The sequence below is a fragment of the Mesorhizobium sp. WSM4306 genome (assembly GCF_007003975.1).
Classification (GTDB): domain Bacteria; phylum Pseudomonadota; class Alphaproteobacteria; order Rhizobiales; family Rhizobiaceae; genus Mesorhizobium.
This window is the reverse complement of sequence record NZ_VFTC01000003.1, coordinates 119,417-134,002: the sequence shown is the minus strand read 5'-3', so window position 1 is coordinate 134,002 and position 14,586 is coordinate 119,417. Positions and strand designations below refer to the sequence as shown.

General features: G+C 64.1%; 15 protein-coding genes. All 15 read right to left on the bottom strand.

Annotated elements, in window-relative coordinates; translation table 11 throughout:
• Nucleotides 1–116 precede the first annotated feature (116 nt).
• Nucleotides 117–383, bottom strand: a complete 267-nt coding sequence (gene fliQ / locus FJV77_RS06230) for a flagellar biosynthesis protein FliQ (protein ID WP_127853917.1) — start codon at nt 381–383, stop codon at nt 117–119.
• 25 nt (nt 384–408) lie between these two features.
• Nucleotides 409–816 carry a flagellar hook assembly protein FlgD gene (flgD, locus tag FJV77_RS06225; RefSeq protein ID WP_142865976.1) on the bottom strand — a complete coding sequence of 136 codons (408 nt, stop codon included), beginning with the start codon at nt 814–816 and terminating at the stop codon, nt 409–411.
• The gene (gene flbT / locus FJV77_RS06220; protein ID WP_142865975.1) at nt 816–1,259 is read right to left on the bottom strand and encodes a flagellar biosynthesis repressor FlbT; all 444 of its coding nucleotides are present in this window, start codon (nt 1,257–1,259) and stop codon (nt 816–818) included. The genes flgD and flbT overlap by 1 nt, the downstream gene beginning before the upstream one ends.
• Nucleotides 1,256–1,603: a flagellar biosynthesis regulator FlaF gene (gene flaF, locus FJV77_RS06215; protein WP_142865974.1), complete on the bottom strand. Its 348-nt coding sequence runs from the start codon at nt 1,601–1,603 to the stop codon at nt 1,256–1,258. Before flaF ends, flbT begins: the two co-directional genes overlap by 4 nt.
• A gap of 30 nt (nt 1,604–1,633) precedes the next feature.
• On the bottom strand, nt 1,634–2,677 hold the full coding sequence (locus FJV77_RS06210; protein WP_142865973.1) for a flagellar hook-associated family protein: 1,044 nt from the start codon (nt 2,675–2,677) through the stop codon (nt 1,634–1,636).
• Between the two features lie 3 nt (nt 2,678–2,680).
• Nucleotides 2,681–4,135 (bottom strand): flagellar hook-associated protein FlgK, encoded by a 1,455-nt coding sequence (flgK, locus tag FJV77_RS06205; protein WP_142865972.1) that lies wholly within the window; start codon nt 4,133–4,135, stop codon nt 2,681–2,683.
• A 176-nt stretch (nt 4,136–4,311) separates the two neighbouring features.
• Nucleotides 4,312–5,565: a flagellar hook protein FlgE gene (locus tag FJV77_RS06200; RefSeq protein ID WP_142865971.1), complete on the bottom strand. Its 1,254-nt coding sequence runs from the start codon at nt 5,563–5,565 to the stop codon at nt 4,312–4,314.
• 79 nt (nt 5,566–5,644) lie between these two features.
• Complete coding sequence (locus FJV77_RS06195) at nt 5,645–6,313, bottom strand: response regulator transcription factor (RefSeq protein WP_112559323.1); 669 nt, start codon at nt 6,311–6,313, stop codon at nt 5,645–5,647.
• Between the two features lie 221 nt (nt 6,314–6,534).
• Nucleotides 6,535–7,050 (bottom strand): transglycosylase SLT domain-containing protein, encoded by a 516-nt coding sequence (locus FJV77_RS06190; RefSeq protein ID WP_185970209.1) that lies wholly within the window; start codon nt 7,048–7,050, stop codon nt 6,535–6,537.
• Nucleotides 7,051–7,054: 4 nt separating this feature from the next.
• Complete coding sequence (locus tag FJV77_RS06185; RefSeq protein ID WP_142865970.1) at nt 7,055–8,443, bottom strand: flagellar hook-length control protein FliK; 1,389 nt, start codon at nt 8,441–8,443, stop codon at nt 7,055–7,057.
• A complete protein-coding gene (locus FJV77_RS06180) occupies nt 8,440–9,867 on the bottom strand; it encodes a chemotaxis protein MotC (RefSeq protein ID WP_142865969.1) in 1,428 nt (475 codons plus the stop codon). The genes FJV77_RS06185 and FJV77_RS06180 overlap by 4 nt, the downstream gene beginning before the upstream one ends.
• Nucleotides 9,864–11,225, bottom strand: a complete 1,362-nt coding sequence (locus FJV77_RS06175) for a MotB family protein (RefSeq protein WP_142865968.1) — start codon at nt 11,223–11,225, stop codon at nt 9,864–9,866. Before FJV77_RS06175 ends, FJV77_RS06180 begins: the two co-directional genes overlap by 4 nt.
• Complete coding sequence (locus FJV77_RS06170) at nt 11,222–11,848, bottom strand: hypothetical protein (protein ID WP_142865967.1); 627 nt, start codon at nt 11,846–11,848, stop codon at nt 11,222–11,224. The genes FJV77_RS06175 and FJV77_RS06170 overlap by 4 nt, the downstream gene beginning before the upstream one ends.
• Before the next feature lie 3 nt (nt 11,849–11,851).
• Nucleotides 11,852–13,495: a flagellar basal-body MS-ring/collar protein FliF gene (fliF, locus tag FJV77_RS06165; RefSeq protein ID WP_142865966.1), complete on the bottom strand. Its 1,644-nt coding sequence runs from the start codon at nt 13,493–13,495 to the stop codon at nt 11,852–11,854.
• 188 nt (nt 13,496–13,683) lie between these two features.
• Nucleotides 13,684–14,568 (bottom strand): flagellin, encoded by an 885-nt coding sequence (locus FJV77_RS06160; protein ID WP_142865965.1) that lies wholly within the window; start codon nt 14,566–14,568, stop codon nt 13,684–13,686.
• Nucleotides 14,569–14,586: the final 18 nt, after the last annotated feature.

The window sequence follows — 14,586 nt, the reverse complement described above, 5'->3', positions numbered from 1 at the left end:
GTCACGGCATGGATCCTCGGGTCAGGCCCGAGGATGACGAAGGGATGGGCCTTCAGGCCAATCTCAAACGCTGCGAGCGCCAATTGGGAGCGGGGAGAACTGTTGACGCTTTCTCTTCAAAATCCGTTTTCGATGCGCTCGAAGATGACGTTGGTGAAGGCCGAGATCTGGCTGCCGATGAACGGGCCGGTCAGCGCTACGACCAGCATGATGGCGACGATCTTGGGCACGAAGGTGAGGGTGATTTCCTGAATCTGGGTCAGGGCCTGGATCAGCGCGATGCCGATGCCGACCGCCATGGCGACCAGCACCACCGGCGCGGAAGCAGTGAGCACTGTCCACACCGCGTACTGGACGATGTCGAGCGCGTCGGCCTCGTTCATGTGAGTGCGCCTCTACGAAACCGGTCTAGCTGGCCGGCTTTATCGAAACGCCCGCCCCGACCGGCACTTCGGTGCCGTTCTGGAGTACCGCGATCAGGCCGTTGCTGGCAAGCTTGACGGAGGCCACGACGCCCGTCGTCTTGCCGTCGGCGGAGGTGATCGAACGGCCGATCAGGGCGTCCGCCTGCGACAGCGCCGAGGACTGCATGATCTGTTCGAGCTTGGTGTTGGTCTGCACCGATTGCTCGACCTGCGAGAAGGTGGCGAGCTGGGCGACATACTGCGTCGAATCCATCGGTTTCGTCGGATCCTGGTTCTTCATCTCGGCGATCAGCAGCTTCAGGAACGACTGGTAGTCGACCGCTGTCTTCGACGTCTGCTGGGTGCCCTGGTTGGCGCCCGTCGGGATTGTCGTCGTCATGTCCACATTCATCAGTATTGTGCTCCCACGGCCAGCGGGCGCTTCGCGCCCTGAACATCGTCATTGCCGCCAAGCGCGCGGCGCTCGAGCGGATAAAGCGCACGGATCGCCTTCAGCGCTTCATAGATATGGTCTTCGCCGACCATGCGGTCGATCTGCTTCAGCGCGCTGCCGATCTGCTCGTCCTCGAAGCTTGCCAAAAGCAGAGGGAGCGAGCGACGGAACATGGCGCGCGCCTCGACGGCGCCGGCCGGGTTCATCAGCATGACCTGCAGGATGAAGTAGAGCTGCTTCAGCGGTGTCGAGGCCTCTTCGGCCTGGATGACATGGTTCTCGAGCAAAAACTGCACGTCGTTCATCAGCTCGACGGTGACCTTGCGGTCGACGCGGATGACGGCGCCGTTGATGTAGATCTTCTCGTTCGGCTTCAGCGATATCTTCAGCGTGTTGGTCATTGAATGCCGTCCCGGATGATCTGGGACACTTCGATCAGGCCCTCGAAATTTTCGGTGCGGCCCTGGCGGATGTCCTCGGCTTCGCGCAGCAGCCACAGGCCGATGGAGATGAGGTTGGCGCGCAGTTCCTTGGGCAGGACATTGTCGCTGGAGCCGAGATCCTCGACGAAGGTGGTCCAGACCCGGTTGGTGAAGTGCAGTGCCTCGACCGCTTCCATCGAAGTGTGGCCGACAGCCGCCGCCGCCGACAGCATTTCGATCGAGCGGGTCAAAAGCTGCCGCTCGCGATCCTTGGCGTCGGTGACGGAGTCGGTCTGGATATCGGCGTAGGAGAATTGGTACATCGTTTGGCTCTACCGTTGCGGTTGAGATTGTCAGGTCAGGTAGTTCAGCAGGCTCATCTGCTGCAGGCGCGCGGTCAGCGCGAAGGACGTTTCGATATGCTGCGTCAGATCCGCGACGCGGGTGGCGGCCTCGGCCGGATCGACGCCTTCCAGATCGAGGATATGCCGTTCGAAGAGATCGACCTGCGTCTTCATGCGATCGCTGGCGTCGGACACACGTTTTTCGGCAAGGCCGGTCTCGGCCTGCAGCTGGCCTAGCCCGCCCAGCGCCTCGCCGACCATCGCCTGGGCGCGGCCGACAACGGTGGTCTTCGCGGCCTGGCTGATGTTGCCGGAGAGCAGGCTTGTGACCATGGCGGAAGCCATGGCAAGTTTGCGGATGCTGTCGTCATTGGCGCTGGCCGAGGTCTGGGTGGTCTCGCCCAGCGAAATGCGGCTGACGATCTGCTGGTCGGTGGCGTTCGACCAGTTGGCCTGCCAGCCCGCACCCATGAATTGCGGCACGACATTGCTGGTGATGAAGCTGTCCATCTGGGCGGCGGTGATGTTGGCGGCGAGCGGATCGTTCTGGGTAAAGCCGAAATAGGACAAGAAGGAAGCGTCGAACGCCGCCTTGGCGGGTGAGCCGGTGGCGGTGAAATCGTCGATCGGCTTGACGTCGGTATTGGTGCCGGCAAACAGATATTCGCCGTTGACGCTGGCGTTGAGGATCGAGGTCATCTGCTGCACGGCGGCCTTGCCGGCTTGCTGTGTGATGGTGCTCGAGGAATTGCCGGCGGCGGTCAACGCGGTCAGCAAATTCTGTGCCGTGTCGGAAAGCTGGCCAAGCGCATCCTGCGTCGAGGACAGCCGGGCGGTGACCAGCGAATTGGAATCGATGATGACGTTCAACCGGTCGAGATCGCGCGAGAAGGTCACCGCCTGCGAGGTGCGCGCGCCGAGCGCCAGGCCGACATCGGCGACGGTGCCGGTCGTCGATTCCTTGGTGGCTTTGACCAGTTCGGCCTGCATGCGCATCTGCTGATAGCGCGCGGCGTTGGAGAGGGCGGCTGAGGAGACGGATGTGGCTTTCATGGCTTATCCCACGGCATCGAGCAGGGACGACAGCATGTCGTCGACGGTTTTCATCATGCGCGCCGAGGCCTGATAGGTGTGTTCGAGGTCGAGCAGCAGCGACATTTCCTGGTCGACATTGACGCCGGTGTCGTTGGACAAAGCCTCGGCGGTGCGCGATGCCAGCGCTTCCTTGGCGTCGGCGTTGGTCGAGGCCTGCTGGCGCTGGCCTTCGAACCAGCCAATGGCATTGGCGGCGTAGTCGGACACGCTGGAGGTGACGGTGATGCCGGCCGAAGGGTCGAAAGGCATCGGCTTGTCGAGCTTGTCGCCATAGCCGATCAAAAGCTGCGAATAGGAGGCGTTGCCGGCCGTGTTGGCGACATAGGCGGCGCCATTGGCGCCACCGTCGCGCAGCAGAACCGGATTGCCGCCGACGCTCGGATCCATTGCGGCGTTGACTTTGATCGATCCGGCAAGGCCGTCGATCAGCGTGCCGGCTGCCGGGATGGCGGGCGCGCCGGACCAGGTGAACAGGCCGGTTCGGTCGGGCTGCGAAGGAGCTGTCTCGGCAAAGGCGGTGATGAGCCCGCGCGCGACCTCGTCGAGCTGGCTCTGCATGGTCGCGGCGACGCCGTCACGCAAGGTGATCAAGCCTGCGAGCTTGCCGTCGGCGCTGGCGTTGCCGCCGGTGCCGGCGCTGACAGGCACATTGTCGATATAGATGGTGTTGCCGGGCGTGCCGGCGGTGTAGCCCGCCGACGGCGTGAAACTGACCGAGCGCGGAATGGTCTCGAACAGCGTCGTGCCGTCCTTGGTGGTGATGACCATGTCGTTGTCGCCGCGTGTGAACGTCGACACCGGCACATAGTCAGCGATCTTCTTCAGCAGGGCGTCGCGCTGGTCGAGCGCGTCGGACGCGTCAGTGCCCGAACGGGTTGCGGAGATGACCGCCTTGTTGGCGTCCTGGAATTGGCTGAGCAGCGATTTGAGATCGTCGACGGCCGTTGATATCTCCCCATCGGCCTGGGTGCGGAAATCCTGGATCGCGTCGGTGCCGTCGTTCAGCGCGCGCACCACCTGCTGGGCCGCGTCGATGACGCTGGAACCGAGGTTCTGATTGGATGGAGTGGAGGCGTAAAGCTGCAGCGCGTTCTGCAGATTGCCGATCGCGGTCGAGGCAGAGGAGGCGTTGTCGACGCCGTTGACGGCAACGGCGAGGCGGTCAATGCCGCTGTAAAGCGTGCTCTGGCCGCTCCAGGCCGATTGCGCGCTGAGGTTCTGGCGAAACAGCAGGGCGTTGGCGGCGCGCTGGATTTCCACCGAACGGGCGCCGGGCGCGCTGCTGACGACGACCGCCGTGCGGCGGGCGTAGTCGGGGTTGCTAGCGTCGGCAATGTTACGGGAAAGGACGCTGGTCTGCTTCGACGTGGTCTGAAGCGACTGTTGGGCTATGGTCAATGCGGAAGTCAGCGACATGCGGGTCTTTCACGAGGCCAGTGGGGAGGGGATGACGTTTCTGCCCTGTCGGCGGCGTCAGCGTTCGGAAACCTCCAATTCCAAACCACACCAGCCGGTTTGCCGGTGTGGCCTTGAATTCGAAATCCGCGCACCGCGCTGCTCCGGTTTGGGTTCATCCCACTAGCGCCCGTCGTTTATCTCTTCAGGTTGACAAGGACGTCCATGAGGTCGGAACCGGTCTGGAATACTTTCGAGTTTGCGGTGTAGCTGCGCTGCGCCGCGATCATGTTGGTCAGTTCCTCGGCGATATCGACGTTGGAATTTTCCAGCGCGCCGGAGATGATGCTGCCGAGCTTGCCTTCATTGGCAAAGCCGATGCGCACGGTGCCGGAGTCGGTGGATTGCGCATAGACGTTGCCAGGCAGTGCGGTGAGGTTGTCGGCGCTCTGGACGTCGGCCAACGGGATCTTGAACAGCGGCTTGGTCGAACCGTCCTGATACTGGGCGTAGATGACGCCGTCCTCGCCGATCTGGATCTTTTCGATCGTGCTTGGAGCGTTGCCGTTGACCTTCGCTTCGGAGACAGTGAAGCCAGTGCCGAGCTGGGTCAGCTTGGACAGATCGAGATCGAGCGACGCACCGCCCGGTACGGGTATCGTAATTGAGTCGACGGCGCCGGTGAGTTTGCCGGTGGTGGTGTCGAACGTCAGGTTGGCCGAGGCCAGCGCACCGCCCGTATAGGGGAAGGACGTGCCGGGCGTCGCCTTGGACTGGTCGAACACCGAAACCGACCAGGTGCCGGTGCCGGTGTTGGTGAAATAGACGTCGAGCAGCTTCTTGTTGCCGAGATTGTCATAGGTGACGATCGAGGATTTCGACGTGTACTCTGCCGTCGCGCTGTTGGTGGACGGCAGCGGACCGGCGGGCGGGGTGGCGCCCGCGGGCAGATTGGCGTTGAAGTTACCCGTGGTGCTGGGCGTCGCCGTCATTTCCTGGTCGGAAATCTCGACAGGAACCAGCCCTTCGAAACCGTTGGCGGTGGCGGCAGGTGTGCCGTTGGCGTAGCTGTAGGCCATCAACTGGTAGCCGGCGGCGTTGACCAGCCTGCCCTGGGCGTCGGGAACGAAAGCGCCGGCGCGGGTGAGGAAAGGCGTTCCGCTGGGGTCCTGGACGACGAAGAAGCCATTGCCGTTGACCGCAAGGTCGGAAACCGAGGTCGTGTACTGCAGCACGCCCTGGGCGCTGACCGCCGAGCGGATCGTGGTGTTGACGCCGCCGGAATTATAGGCGCCGCCGACCTGCGGCATGATCAGCGTCGAAAACTCGGCCGAGGATCGCTTGTAGCCGGTGGTGTCGGAATTGGCGATGTTGTCGGCTGTCGTCGACAGGCGGTTGGCCTGTGCGTTCATCCCGGAAACGCCGGTCCGCATCATTCCGTAAAGGCTCATCGAAACGTCTCCTCAATGCCCATGTCTGTGGTCGCGAGGGTATGATTTCTGTCTTGCGCGAGGCTGGCGCAGACCGCCATCAGAACACCAGCCGGTAGCCGAGGAAGCGCTTGGAATCGATCGGATCCTGGCCGAGCTTCTCGCGCAGTTTCTTGCGCAACTTGCTGATGTGGCTCTCGACCACATTCTCCTCGACCTCTTCGTCGAAGATGCCGTAGATGGCGTTGAAGACCTGGGTCTTGGTGACACGGCGTCCGCGGTTGCTCGCCAGATATTCGAGGATGCGGCGTTCGCGGCGCGGCAGAGGCAGCGGCTGGCCATCGATCTCGGGATCGCGCCCGTCCATGAAGATGCGCATGGCGCCGATCTCGGTGTAGCTGACGTCCTCATGGGCGCGGCGGCGGATGGCGGTGATACGGGCCAGGATCTCTCTGATGTGGACCGGCTTGCGGATGACGTCGTCGACGCCGCTTTCGAACAGCCGCAGCGTATTTTCGAGCGAGTGCTGTTCGCTGAGCGCGATGACCGGAGCGCCGGTGCGGTCGCGGATCTGGCGTGGCGAGATGGCGCCTTCGCGGCAGTCGCCGATGAGGAAGGCGCGGACCGACTTCAAATCGGTGTCGGCAGCCGATGTCACCCACTCGCCGAATTCGCCAGGTGCGAAGCCCGCACAGGCGACCCCCTCGCGATCGAAAAGTGAATTATACCCCTCAGTTACGAGCTCACGCTCGTCAACGATTACAATCATCGGCCCCGCCTCCGAATCAGATCATCTGCCCCGTGGGAAGAGGCGTAGCCGGTGCCGGGAATCCTGAACAACCATCATTTCTTGTAGCTATTTTCTTGGGAGTTATTTCGGGTTTCGAAATAACGGCAACCACGAAGTCGTATCGTTGGCCGCCGACACCGTGACGTGCCGGGCCATCCGCGGGCTCGCGGCTTGCACATATTTCCGAAAGGCGGATGCGTCTATGGGTTGCAGAAGGTGCGGGCGTTCGGCGTCCATTTGCCGAAGCCGGTGGCGACCATGTTGGCGATGACGCGGCAGACATAGAACTTCTGCGCGGGATCGTTGTCGGGGCCGGCGTGATAGCGGGCGACAGCCATCGACCAACTGACATGACGGGCATGCAGGCTGGCCAGGAAGCGCGCCGCGTAGTCGACATTCTGGCGCGGGTCGAGCATGTCGTCGACGCTGCGAAAATGCGATGCGTGATAGTGATGGTTGATTTGCATGCAGCCGAGGTCGATGAGCGTCTTGCCCTCGCCCCGGGCTGCTTCGAAGGTCGCCAAAGCCTCGCTACGGCTTCTCGGAAATACCGCTTTTCCTTCTATATTCAAGGCATTAGGCTGAAGGCTGCCCTTCTTGCCGGTCTCGGTCAGTCCTACGGCATAGAGGATGCCGGCCGGCACGCCATAGCGATCGGCGGCGCGCAGGATCTCGGGCTCGCAAGGGTTGGTGGCGGCGTTGGCCGGGCCGATCATGAGGCTAGATGAACATATCGTCGCCAGCGCGCTCGCGAGCAGGCACGCCAGGGCGGCCGAATTCCTGGGCATCGTCATTGCGGTTTCTTCCCGACTGTTGGCCGCCCGAACCCGCATTGTTGCCGCTCGAGTTCCCAGGCTGAAAAGCAGACTGATCGCGGCCTTGCGGCATCGGCTGGGAGTTCGCTGCATCGCTGCGCGCCGGAGCGTTGACTGCGACCGAGGGTTGCAGAATGGTGACCTTGTCGACATCGAAGCCGAGCCCACGCAACGACTTGACGATGGCATCGCTGTCGGTGGCGAGGCGGCGGTAAGCCTCGTGGGTTTCGGGCTTCAATTCTATCGAAAGTTGTTCCCCGGCGAGCCTGAGACTGGCAGTGACCATGCCGAGTTCGGCGGGGTGAAGCTCGATCTTCAATATATGTGTCGGAACGGCAACAGAACCGGCCGTCTGGGCGGTCGTCGACGGCGTCGAAACCGCTTGCCGCAGGCCGTTGTCCGAAGCGAGCGCGTCGATCAGAGCCGACGTCGTCTGGTTCATCGGGCTTTGCGCCGGTGCCGGGAAACTCTGCTCGGCGACAATGTCGACGCGCCCGGCGGACGGCGCCTGTTTTCCGGATGTGGACGTCGCGGTTGACTGGGCTCCATCGACGCCCTTTGTCGACATCGCCGACCGCTTTGCGGCGGTCGCGGAACTCTCGCTTGCCGGCCCGTCCGCCGGCAGAGTTGGCGTCGCGCTATCCTGGTGCGGCAGCTTGCCGGACTGGGGTCCGATCGCATCCAGCTTTTGCCTCGGATCCTGTTCGGAAATGTCGGCGCCGGCCTTTGCCCGTTCGGGCCGCGGCGTCGTGTCGAGGCTGTTGTCGGGGCCGGATGCCGTGCGGAATTTCTTCAACGACAGAGGCGGCGTCTGCGCAGAAGCGGTCTCGCCGTCGAGCGCCGGTTGTTCAGTCTGTTCATTCGTAGCAGGCCCGTTCCCGCTCGCTCTGGCCGCCGAGAAACGGCTGATATCATGCAACGCTATCAGCAATGGCAGATGGTCCTGCAGCGGTACCGTGCCTGCCTCTTGTCCATCCGCCTCGGCGTCAGCGGATGTCTTGTCCGGGCCGCCGTCGACATGGTCCTTTGCGACTTTCCCGACGGGAGCCATCTTGCCCGTCTCCGCGTGTGCACTCTCGCCCTTGACGGGACCGGCCGCGCTGCGTCGTGTCCAGCGTGGCTCGTGCGGCGCGGCCTCAGTTGCACCCTGGCCTTTCTGCGTCGGCGCATCGTCCCCGTCGCGCACCAGTTCACCGAAGCTTTTGTCGTCGCCCTTGGCGTTCGGCGCGGTCTGCTTCGATCCAGCGTGCACGGCCGCAAACCCCGGCAGGGCCTGGCCAACATTGGTGGTCATTTCGGGGCTGCTCCAAGCATCTGGTCGATCAAATCGAGCTGGTGACGCGTCCTCGCCATGGCGGCGTCGGTGGGATCGGCGGGCTCGGCGCCGGCTGCAGGGGCAGATGCCGGCAAGACAGGAGCCGCATCGCCAGCGGTGGCGACAGAAGGTGCTTGCGGCGCCTTTGTCCGAGGCGTGCTCTGTGCCTGCGCAGCTGGCTCGCCTGGCGCCTTCGGCTTGTCGGTTGCGGCCGGTTCGCCCGATGCTGCTGCGGCTGGCTGCTCCGGCATTGCGCCTTCGACCGGCGGCAGCTCGGGCTCATCGGGGTTTGCCGCAGCCGCCGTCTTGACCGGTTCCTGTTTGACCGCGGCAGGCGCAGGCTTGCCGGCAGGCAGCGGCGTCGGCGGCGCGATCACTTCGCCGGCCACGGCCTGCGCGGCGTCGAGCAGGTCGCGGTCGCTTTGCGAAAGCTGGCTGCGATCGATCTTGTCAAGCTTGGCGCGGACCTCGTCGATGGTGCCCGACGTCACCGTGGACAGGCTGGAATAGAGCTGGGCGCGCGGGTCGTCCTGACTATGGATGCCGTCGCGGCCCTGTTCGGCCCTGGCCGAGGCAAAGGCGGAAAGGTCGGCGAGGCCGTCGATCGCGGCGCGGCGGGCGATGCGCAGGTAGATCACCTTCTCGCGTTCGGGATCCATCATTGCGGTGATGTCGGCGAGCTTGTCCTGGCTGATTGCCATGTGGAGCGTGATGACGCCGGACACGAAGGCATCGGCAAACTGGCTGGCATAGGGCGAATAGAGATAGTCCTCGACATACTGCGTCGAGGCGAGCGCGAAGCGCGCGCCATCGCCTCGCGCGGCGGCGATACCGACAGAGCGGCGCAGCGCTGCTTCCTCGACCAGCGTGCCGGGGCTGAGCAGGCGAGCATCGTCGAGCAGCGCAAGTGCTGCGGCCGGTTCCTCGGTGGCGAGCAGCGAGCCCTTGACCAGTGCCAGGAAGGCACCGAGATCGGCGGGCAGCATCATCGGATCGATCGGCTTCAGCGCTTCGATCGCGGCCGCCGGGCGGCCGTTCAGATAGTCGATAATGCCCTTGGCGATGGCCAGGCTTTGCGGGTCGGTCTTGGCGCGCGACACCGCCACCTCGACGGTGACGGGATTGCCGCCGCTCATGCCATAGACCAGCAGAGCGCGAAAATTCTTCGGGTCGCTGAAGTCCTGCGCGTCCGCCGCGCGAAGCCTCCTGTCGGTCATTTCGAGCAGCTTGGCCTGCATCGGCAGCGCGGCGTGGTCGCCCGCGGCGATGCGGTCCTGCACCAGCTGCAGCGAGCGCACCAGCTGATAGGGCTGCAAGCCGTCCTCGGCAAAAGCTGCGGGCGAATGGACGGCGCTCAGCAGCAGCAGGCCGATGGCGCGGCCGATGATGGCTGAGCGCCTCATCCGTCGGTCGCCATCAGGATCTCGATGCGGCGGTTGGCGGCAGCCATCGGGTCGGCCGCAACCTTCGGCTCGCGGTCGGCGAAGCCGGCGACCTCGGTGATGCGGCGCTCCTCGACGCCGCCGCGCACCAGCATGTAATAGGCGGAATGGGCGCGCGCCGTGGACAGCCGCCAGTTGTCGTAAGTGTCGCTGCGGAACGGCCGCGCATCGGTGTGGCCGTTGATGCTGATCGTGCCCTTCTGCTCGTTGACGATGCGGCCGATCTTTTCCATCGCCAGCACCAGTTCACGGCGCGGCACTGCCGAGCCGATCTCGAACATGCCGAAATCGAACTGGTCGGTGATCGAGATGACGACGCCCTTGTCGGTCGCCTCGACGGAGACGCCGTCGTGCAATTTGTCGCCAGGCTTGAAGGCCTCGGCCAGTTCCTGCTTGACCTGTGCCGCGGCCTTGACGGCGGCGGCACTCGGCGCCTTTTCCGCGGCTTCGGGCTTGGGTGCGGTTTGTGCTTCGGCGGTTTCGGCCTTTGCAATCCCTGCCTTTTCAGCTGCATCCTTTGCTGCTTCAGCCTTGGCCTCTGCCTTGGCTTCAGCTTTGGTCAGTGGCTTGTCAGATGCCGGCTTTGCCAGCGGCTCGAGCGGCGCTGCCGTCACCGGCGGCGCCGGCGGCACGGCCTTCACTTCCGCCACTTGCGTCTGTGCAGCCTTGTCGCCGGGCTTTAGCGGATCGCCTTCGATCTTGCTGCGTTCGGCGGTGGCTTCGGCGCCGGGTGCCGCCACCTGCTGCGACCAGAAATCCGGCGCGAACGGGTCGCGGTAGGATTGGCCGCCCGATGCGCCGGTGGCGGGGCCGGACGCCTGCGCGCCGCCATCGCCCTTCTCGCTGACATTCTGCATGACGCCGGTGTCGGTGGCGATTTCCGACAGCACCGCATAGGGGTCGGCAAACAGATTCTCGTCGGAAAGATCGGTCTTCGGCGCCGATTCCTTCGGCTGCTTCTTATCCGAGGTGCCGGCGCCGCCGATGCCGTCCTGTCCGGCTTTGCTGGTCTTGTCCTTCGGGTCGTCAGCCGTCAGCCCAACCTTGCTCGGGCCATCGCCGAGGTCTTCGAGGCCCTTGCGGCTGGCGTTGCGGTCGACCAGCTTGACCGGGTTGAAATAGCTGGCGACGGCGGCCTTGGTCTGCTCGTTGGCGGCATTGATCAGCCACATGACGAGGAAGAAGCACATCATGGCGGTCATGAAATCGGCAAAGGCGATCTTCCAGACGCCGCCATGATGGGCGTCATCGTGATCGTCATTGTGGCGCTTGACGATGATGATCTCATGCGGGCGGTCAACGGCGTCGGCGGCGCTCATGACAAAGCCTCGGACAAGGCGGAAGACCATTCGGCGATGCGGGTTTCGAACACCGCCTCGTCAATGGCGACGGTGAGGTCGAAGCCGGGCGCCTCGACGAAATCGAGATTGGCCGCGCGTGGGCCAAGCGATGCCTTCAGCGTCTCGAACACTGACAGCGGCCCGCGCACGGCGATGCGCACCGCCTCGCTGTCGCCGACGGCTTCGCGGATCGTGCCGGCGAGGGCTTCCAGCGAGCGCTTCTGCAGCTCGTCGCTGACAATGCCGCCGATGATGCGGGCAACGGTGGCGCCGACGAGGTCGCTGACCTTCGCCTCCATGGCGTCGATACGGGCAGCGACGGCTAGACCGACATCGCTGCCGAAGCTTTCCAGAAAAGCCTTTGCTTCATCGGCGTTGGCCTGGTTCTGCGCCTCGAGCGCTGCCTGGTGGGCGATGGCAAGGCGAGCTTCAAGGGCGGCTTCGGCATCGATGACCGCTTCGGCGATCAGCGCGCCGATGTCGGCCTGCGGCACCGGCGTTTCCGGCCGTGGCTCGGCCTTGGTCGTGAGCGGCGGCTGGCCGGCGCGCTGGGTGCGTGCGCCGAAATCCGGCAAAAGGTCGAAAAGCGCTGCCGAGGCCATGGTCTACACCGCTGCTTCCTGAGCCGCCCATTTGCGCAGGATCTGCGCGGTGCGCTCCTCATTGAGATCGACCATGCGGGCGAGCCGGTCTTGCGGCGCGGGCCTGATCTTCTGGCGAAGGTCGTCGAGTGGGGTGGCGGCAGGCCGGCCACTGGGCAAGGCCACCGGCGGCGGCTCGACTGCGGCGGTGGTCTCAGGTGTCGGCAGCGACCGCTGGACATCATCGAAGCTCGGACCGGCAAGTGCGGGCGTCGGCCGCGCGGTCAGCGCGGTGGCCATCGGCCTCAGGCCGAAGAAGGCGACCAGGAACACCACGACGATGAAGGCGCCGGCATTGATCAGCGTGCCGGTATAAGTGCCGATCGACGCCAGCATACCCGGCTGTTCGATCACCTCGCCATCCAGCCCGTCGATGAACTCGACCGCCGAGACATCGATGATATCGCCACGCTTGTCGTCGAAGCCGGTGGCCGAGGCCACCATCTTCTGGATGTCGGCGACGCGCTTGGCGATCTGCTCGGGGGTGGCGTCCTTGCCGAGGATGGTCATCAGCCGCTGCTGGTTGACGACGACGGCGATCGACATCTTGGTGACGGAATAGCCGTTGGAGACGGTAGCGATCTTCTTGGAGTTGATCTCGTAATTGGTGATCTCCTCCTTGCGGTCGTTCGCCGATGTCGTTTGCGGGCCGTCGGTGCTGGTCGCCTGGGTCTCGGGCAGGTTCTGCTCGACGCTGGCCGGGGTCGAGGCCTGCCTCTGGTTGCTGTTTTCGTTGGCGCGCACTGACTGCACCGAGCGCTCGACGCGCGACTCCGGATCGAAGATCGTCTCTTCGGTCTGACGGGTGTCGGTGTTGACATCGGCCTTGACGCTGGCGCGAAAATTGTCTGGTCCGAGATAGGGTGTCAGCGCGCGGCGGATGTTGTCGCCGATCTGCGCCTCGACGGTCTGCTCGACGCCGAGCGTGCGGGCAGCACTGGTGTTGGAGGGGTCGTCGCCGGCGGCCAGCAGATTGCCGTTGGAATCGAGCACGGTGACCTTGTCGGCCGACAGGCCGGGGACGGCGGCGGCAACGAGATGGCGGATCGACATGGCACTCTTTTCGGCGTCGATGCCGGAATAACGGATGACCACCGAGGCCGAGGGCTGCTGCTCGTCGCGGCGGAAATTGGCGCGCTCGGACATGACGATGTGGACGCGTGCCGCCTTGATGCCGGCGATCGACTGGATGGTACGGGCGATCTCGCCTTCCAGCGCACGCACGCGGGTAATCTGCTGCATGAACGAGGTCAGGCCCATCGCGCCGACATTGTCGAACAGTTCGTAGCCGGCATTGGCGCTGGTCGGCAGGCCCTTTTCGGCAAGCAGCATGCGCGCCTGCGCGGTGGTGCCGGCCGGCACCAGCACGGACGTGCCGTCGGAGCCGACGTCGAAGCCGATGCCGGCTTCGCCGAGCACCAGGCCGATCTGGTTCACGTCGGAACGATCGAGCCCGACATAGAGCGTCTCATAGGCGGGGCGGTTGAGATAGACCGAGCCAATGCCGATAACGGCCATGACCAGCGCGGCAATGCCGGCCAGCATGGCAAGGCGCCGGACGCCAAATGCCCTGAGATTCGAGATGATGCTCTGGATCTGTTGCGGCACGATTCAAGCGCTCCCAGCATGATATTCCGTGGGAACACTAGACCGCGAAGCTTGTGCGAAGATGATAGAGCATGTCGCCCGGAAGTGTGCAGCGGTTCCGGGCCAACGACATGCATCAAAACACGGCCGCAAACGAAAGGGCCGCGCTGGTGGCGCGGCCCTTCATTCAAGGGGAAAGCTAAATCCGCTTACTGCTTGAACAGCGCAAGGATCGACTGCGAGTTGCCGTTGGCGATCGACAGCGACTGGATACCGAGCTGCTGCTGGACCTGGAGTGCCTGCAGCCGCGTCGATTCCTTGTTCATGTCCGCGTCGACCAGAGCGCCGACGCCCTTGTCAATGGAGTCCGACAGGTTCGACAGGAAGCTCTTCTGGGTGTCGATGCGCGACTTGGCGGCGCCGAGATAGGCGGCACCCGTGGACAGTTTGGCCAGCGCCGTTTCAACGGCGCCGAGTGCCGTGTCGATCGCTGCCGGCAGGACCTGGGTGGTGCTTGGATCGAAGAAGGTCGTGGCGAGCAAGCCGCCGACGATGCCGCCGGTGCCCGGGAGGTCGAGAACCTGCGTATCGGAAGCCTTGACGTCGATGGTGTCAATGGCGACAGTCGTGCCGGTGCGGTTGTAGGAAGCGACGATCTTGAGGTCGGATGCTGCGGTAGCATCGTTCTGCAGCAAGTTCGAGCCGGCATAGGAAGCGTTGGTGACCGACGACTTGATCTGGTCCTGGATGGCCTTGATTTCGGTCGCGATCTTCTGCTGGTCGTCCTTCGAGGCGCTGCGCGCGGTAACCAGCTTGGCCTTGATCAGGTCGACCTGGTCCTTGATGTCGGTGATGGCGGTGTAGGCGGTGTCGACCTTGCCGGCGCCGAGGCCGAGCGCGTCCTGAACGGCCGAAAGCGCCTTGTTGTCGGACTTCATCGTGGTGGCGATCGACCAGTAGGCGGCGTTGTCGCTGGCGGTGGCGACGCGGTAGCCGGTCGAAATGCGCGACTGGGTCATTTCGAGCTGCTTGTTGGTGTTGTTCAAGCTCTGCAGCGCGGTCAGCGCCGAGGCGTTCGTCATGATGCTTGCCAAGATATTTACCCCTTCTCA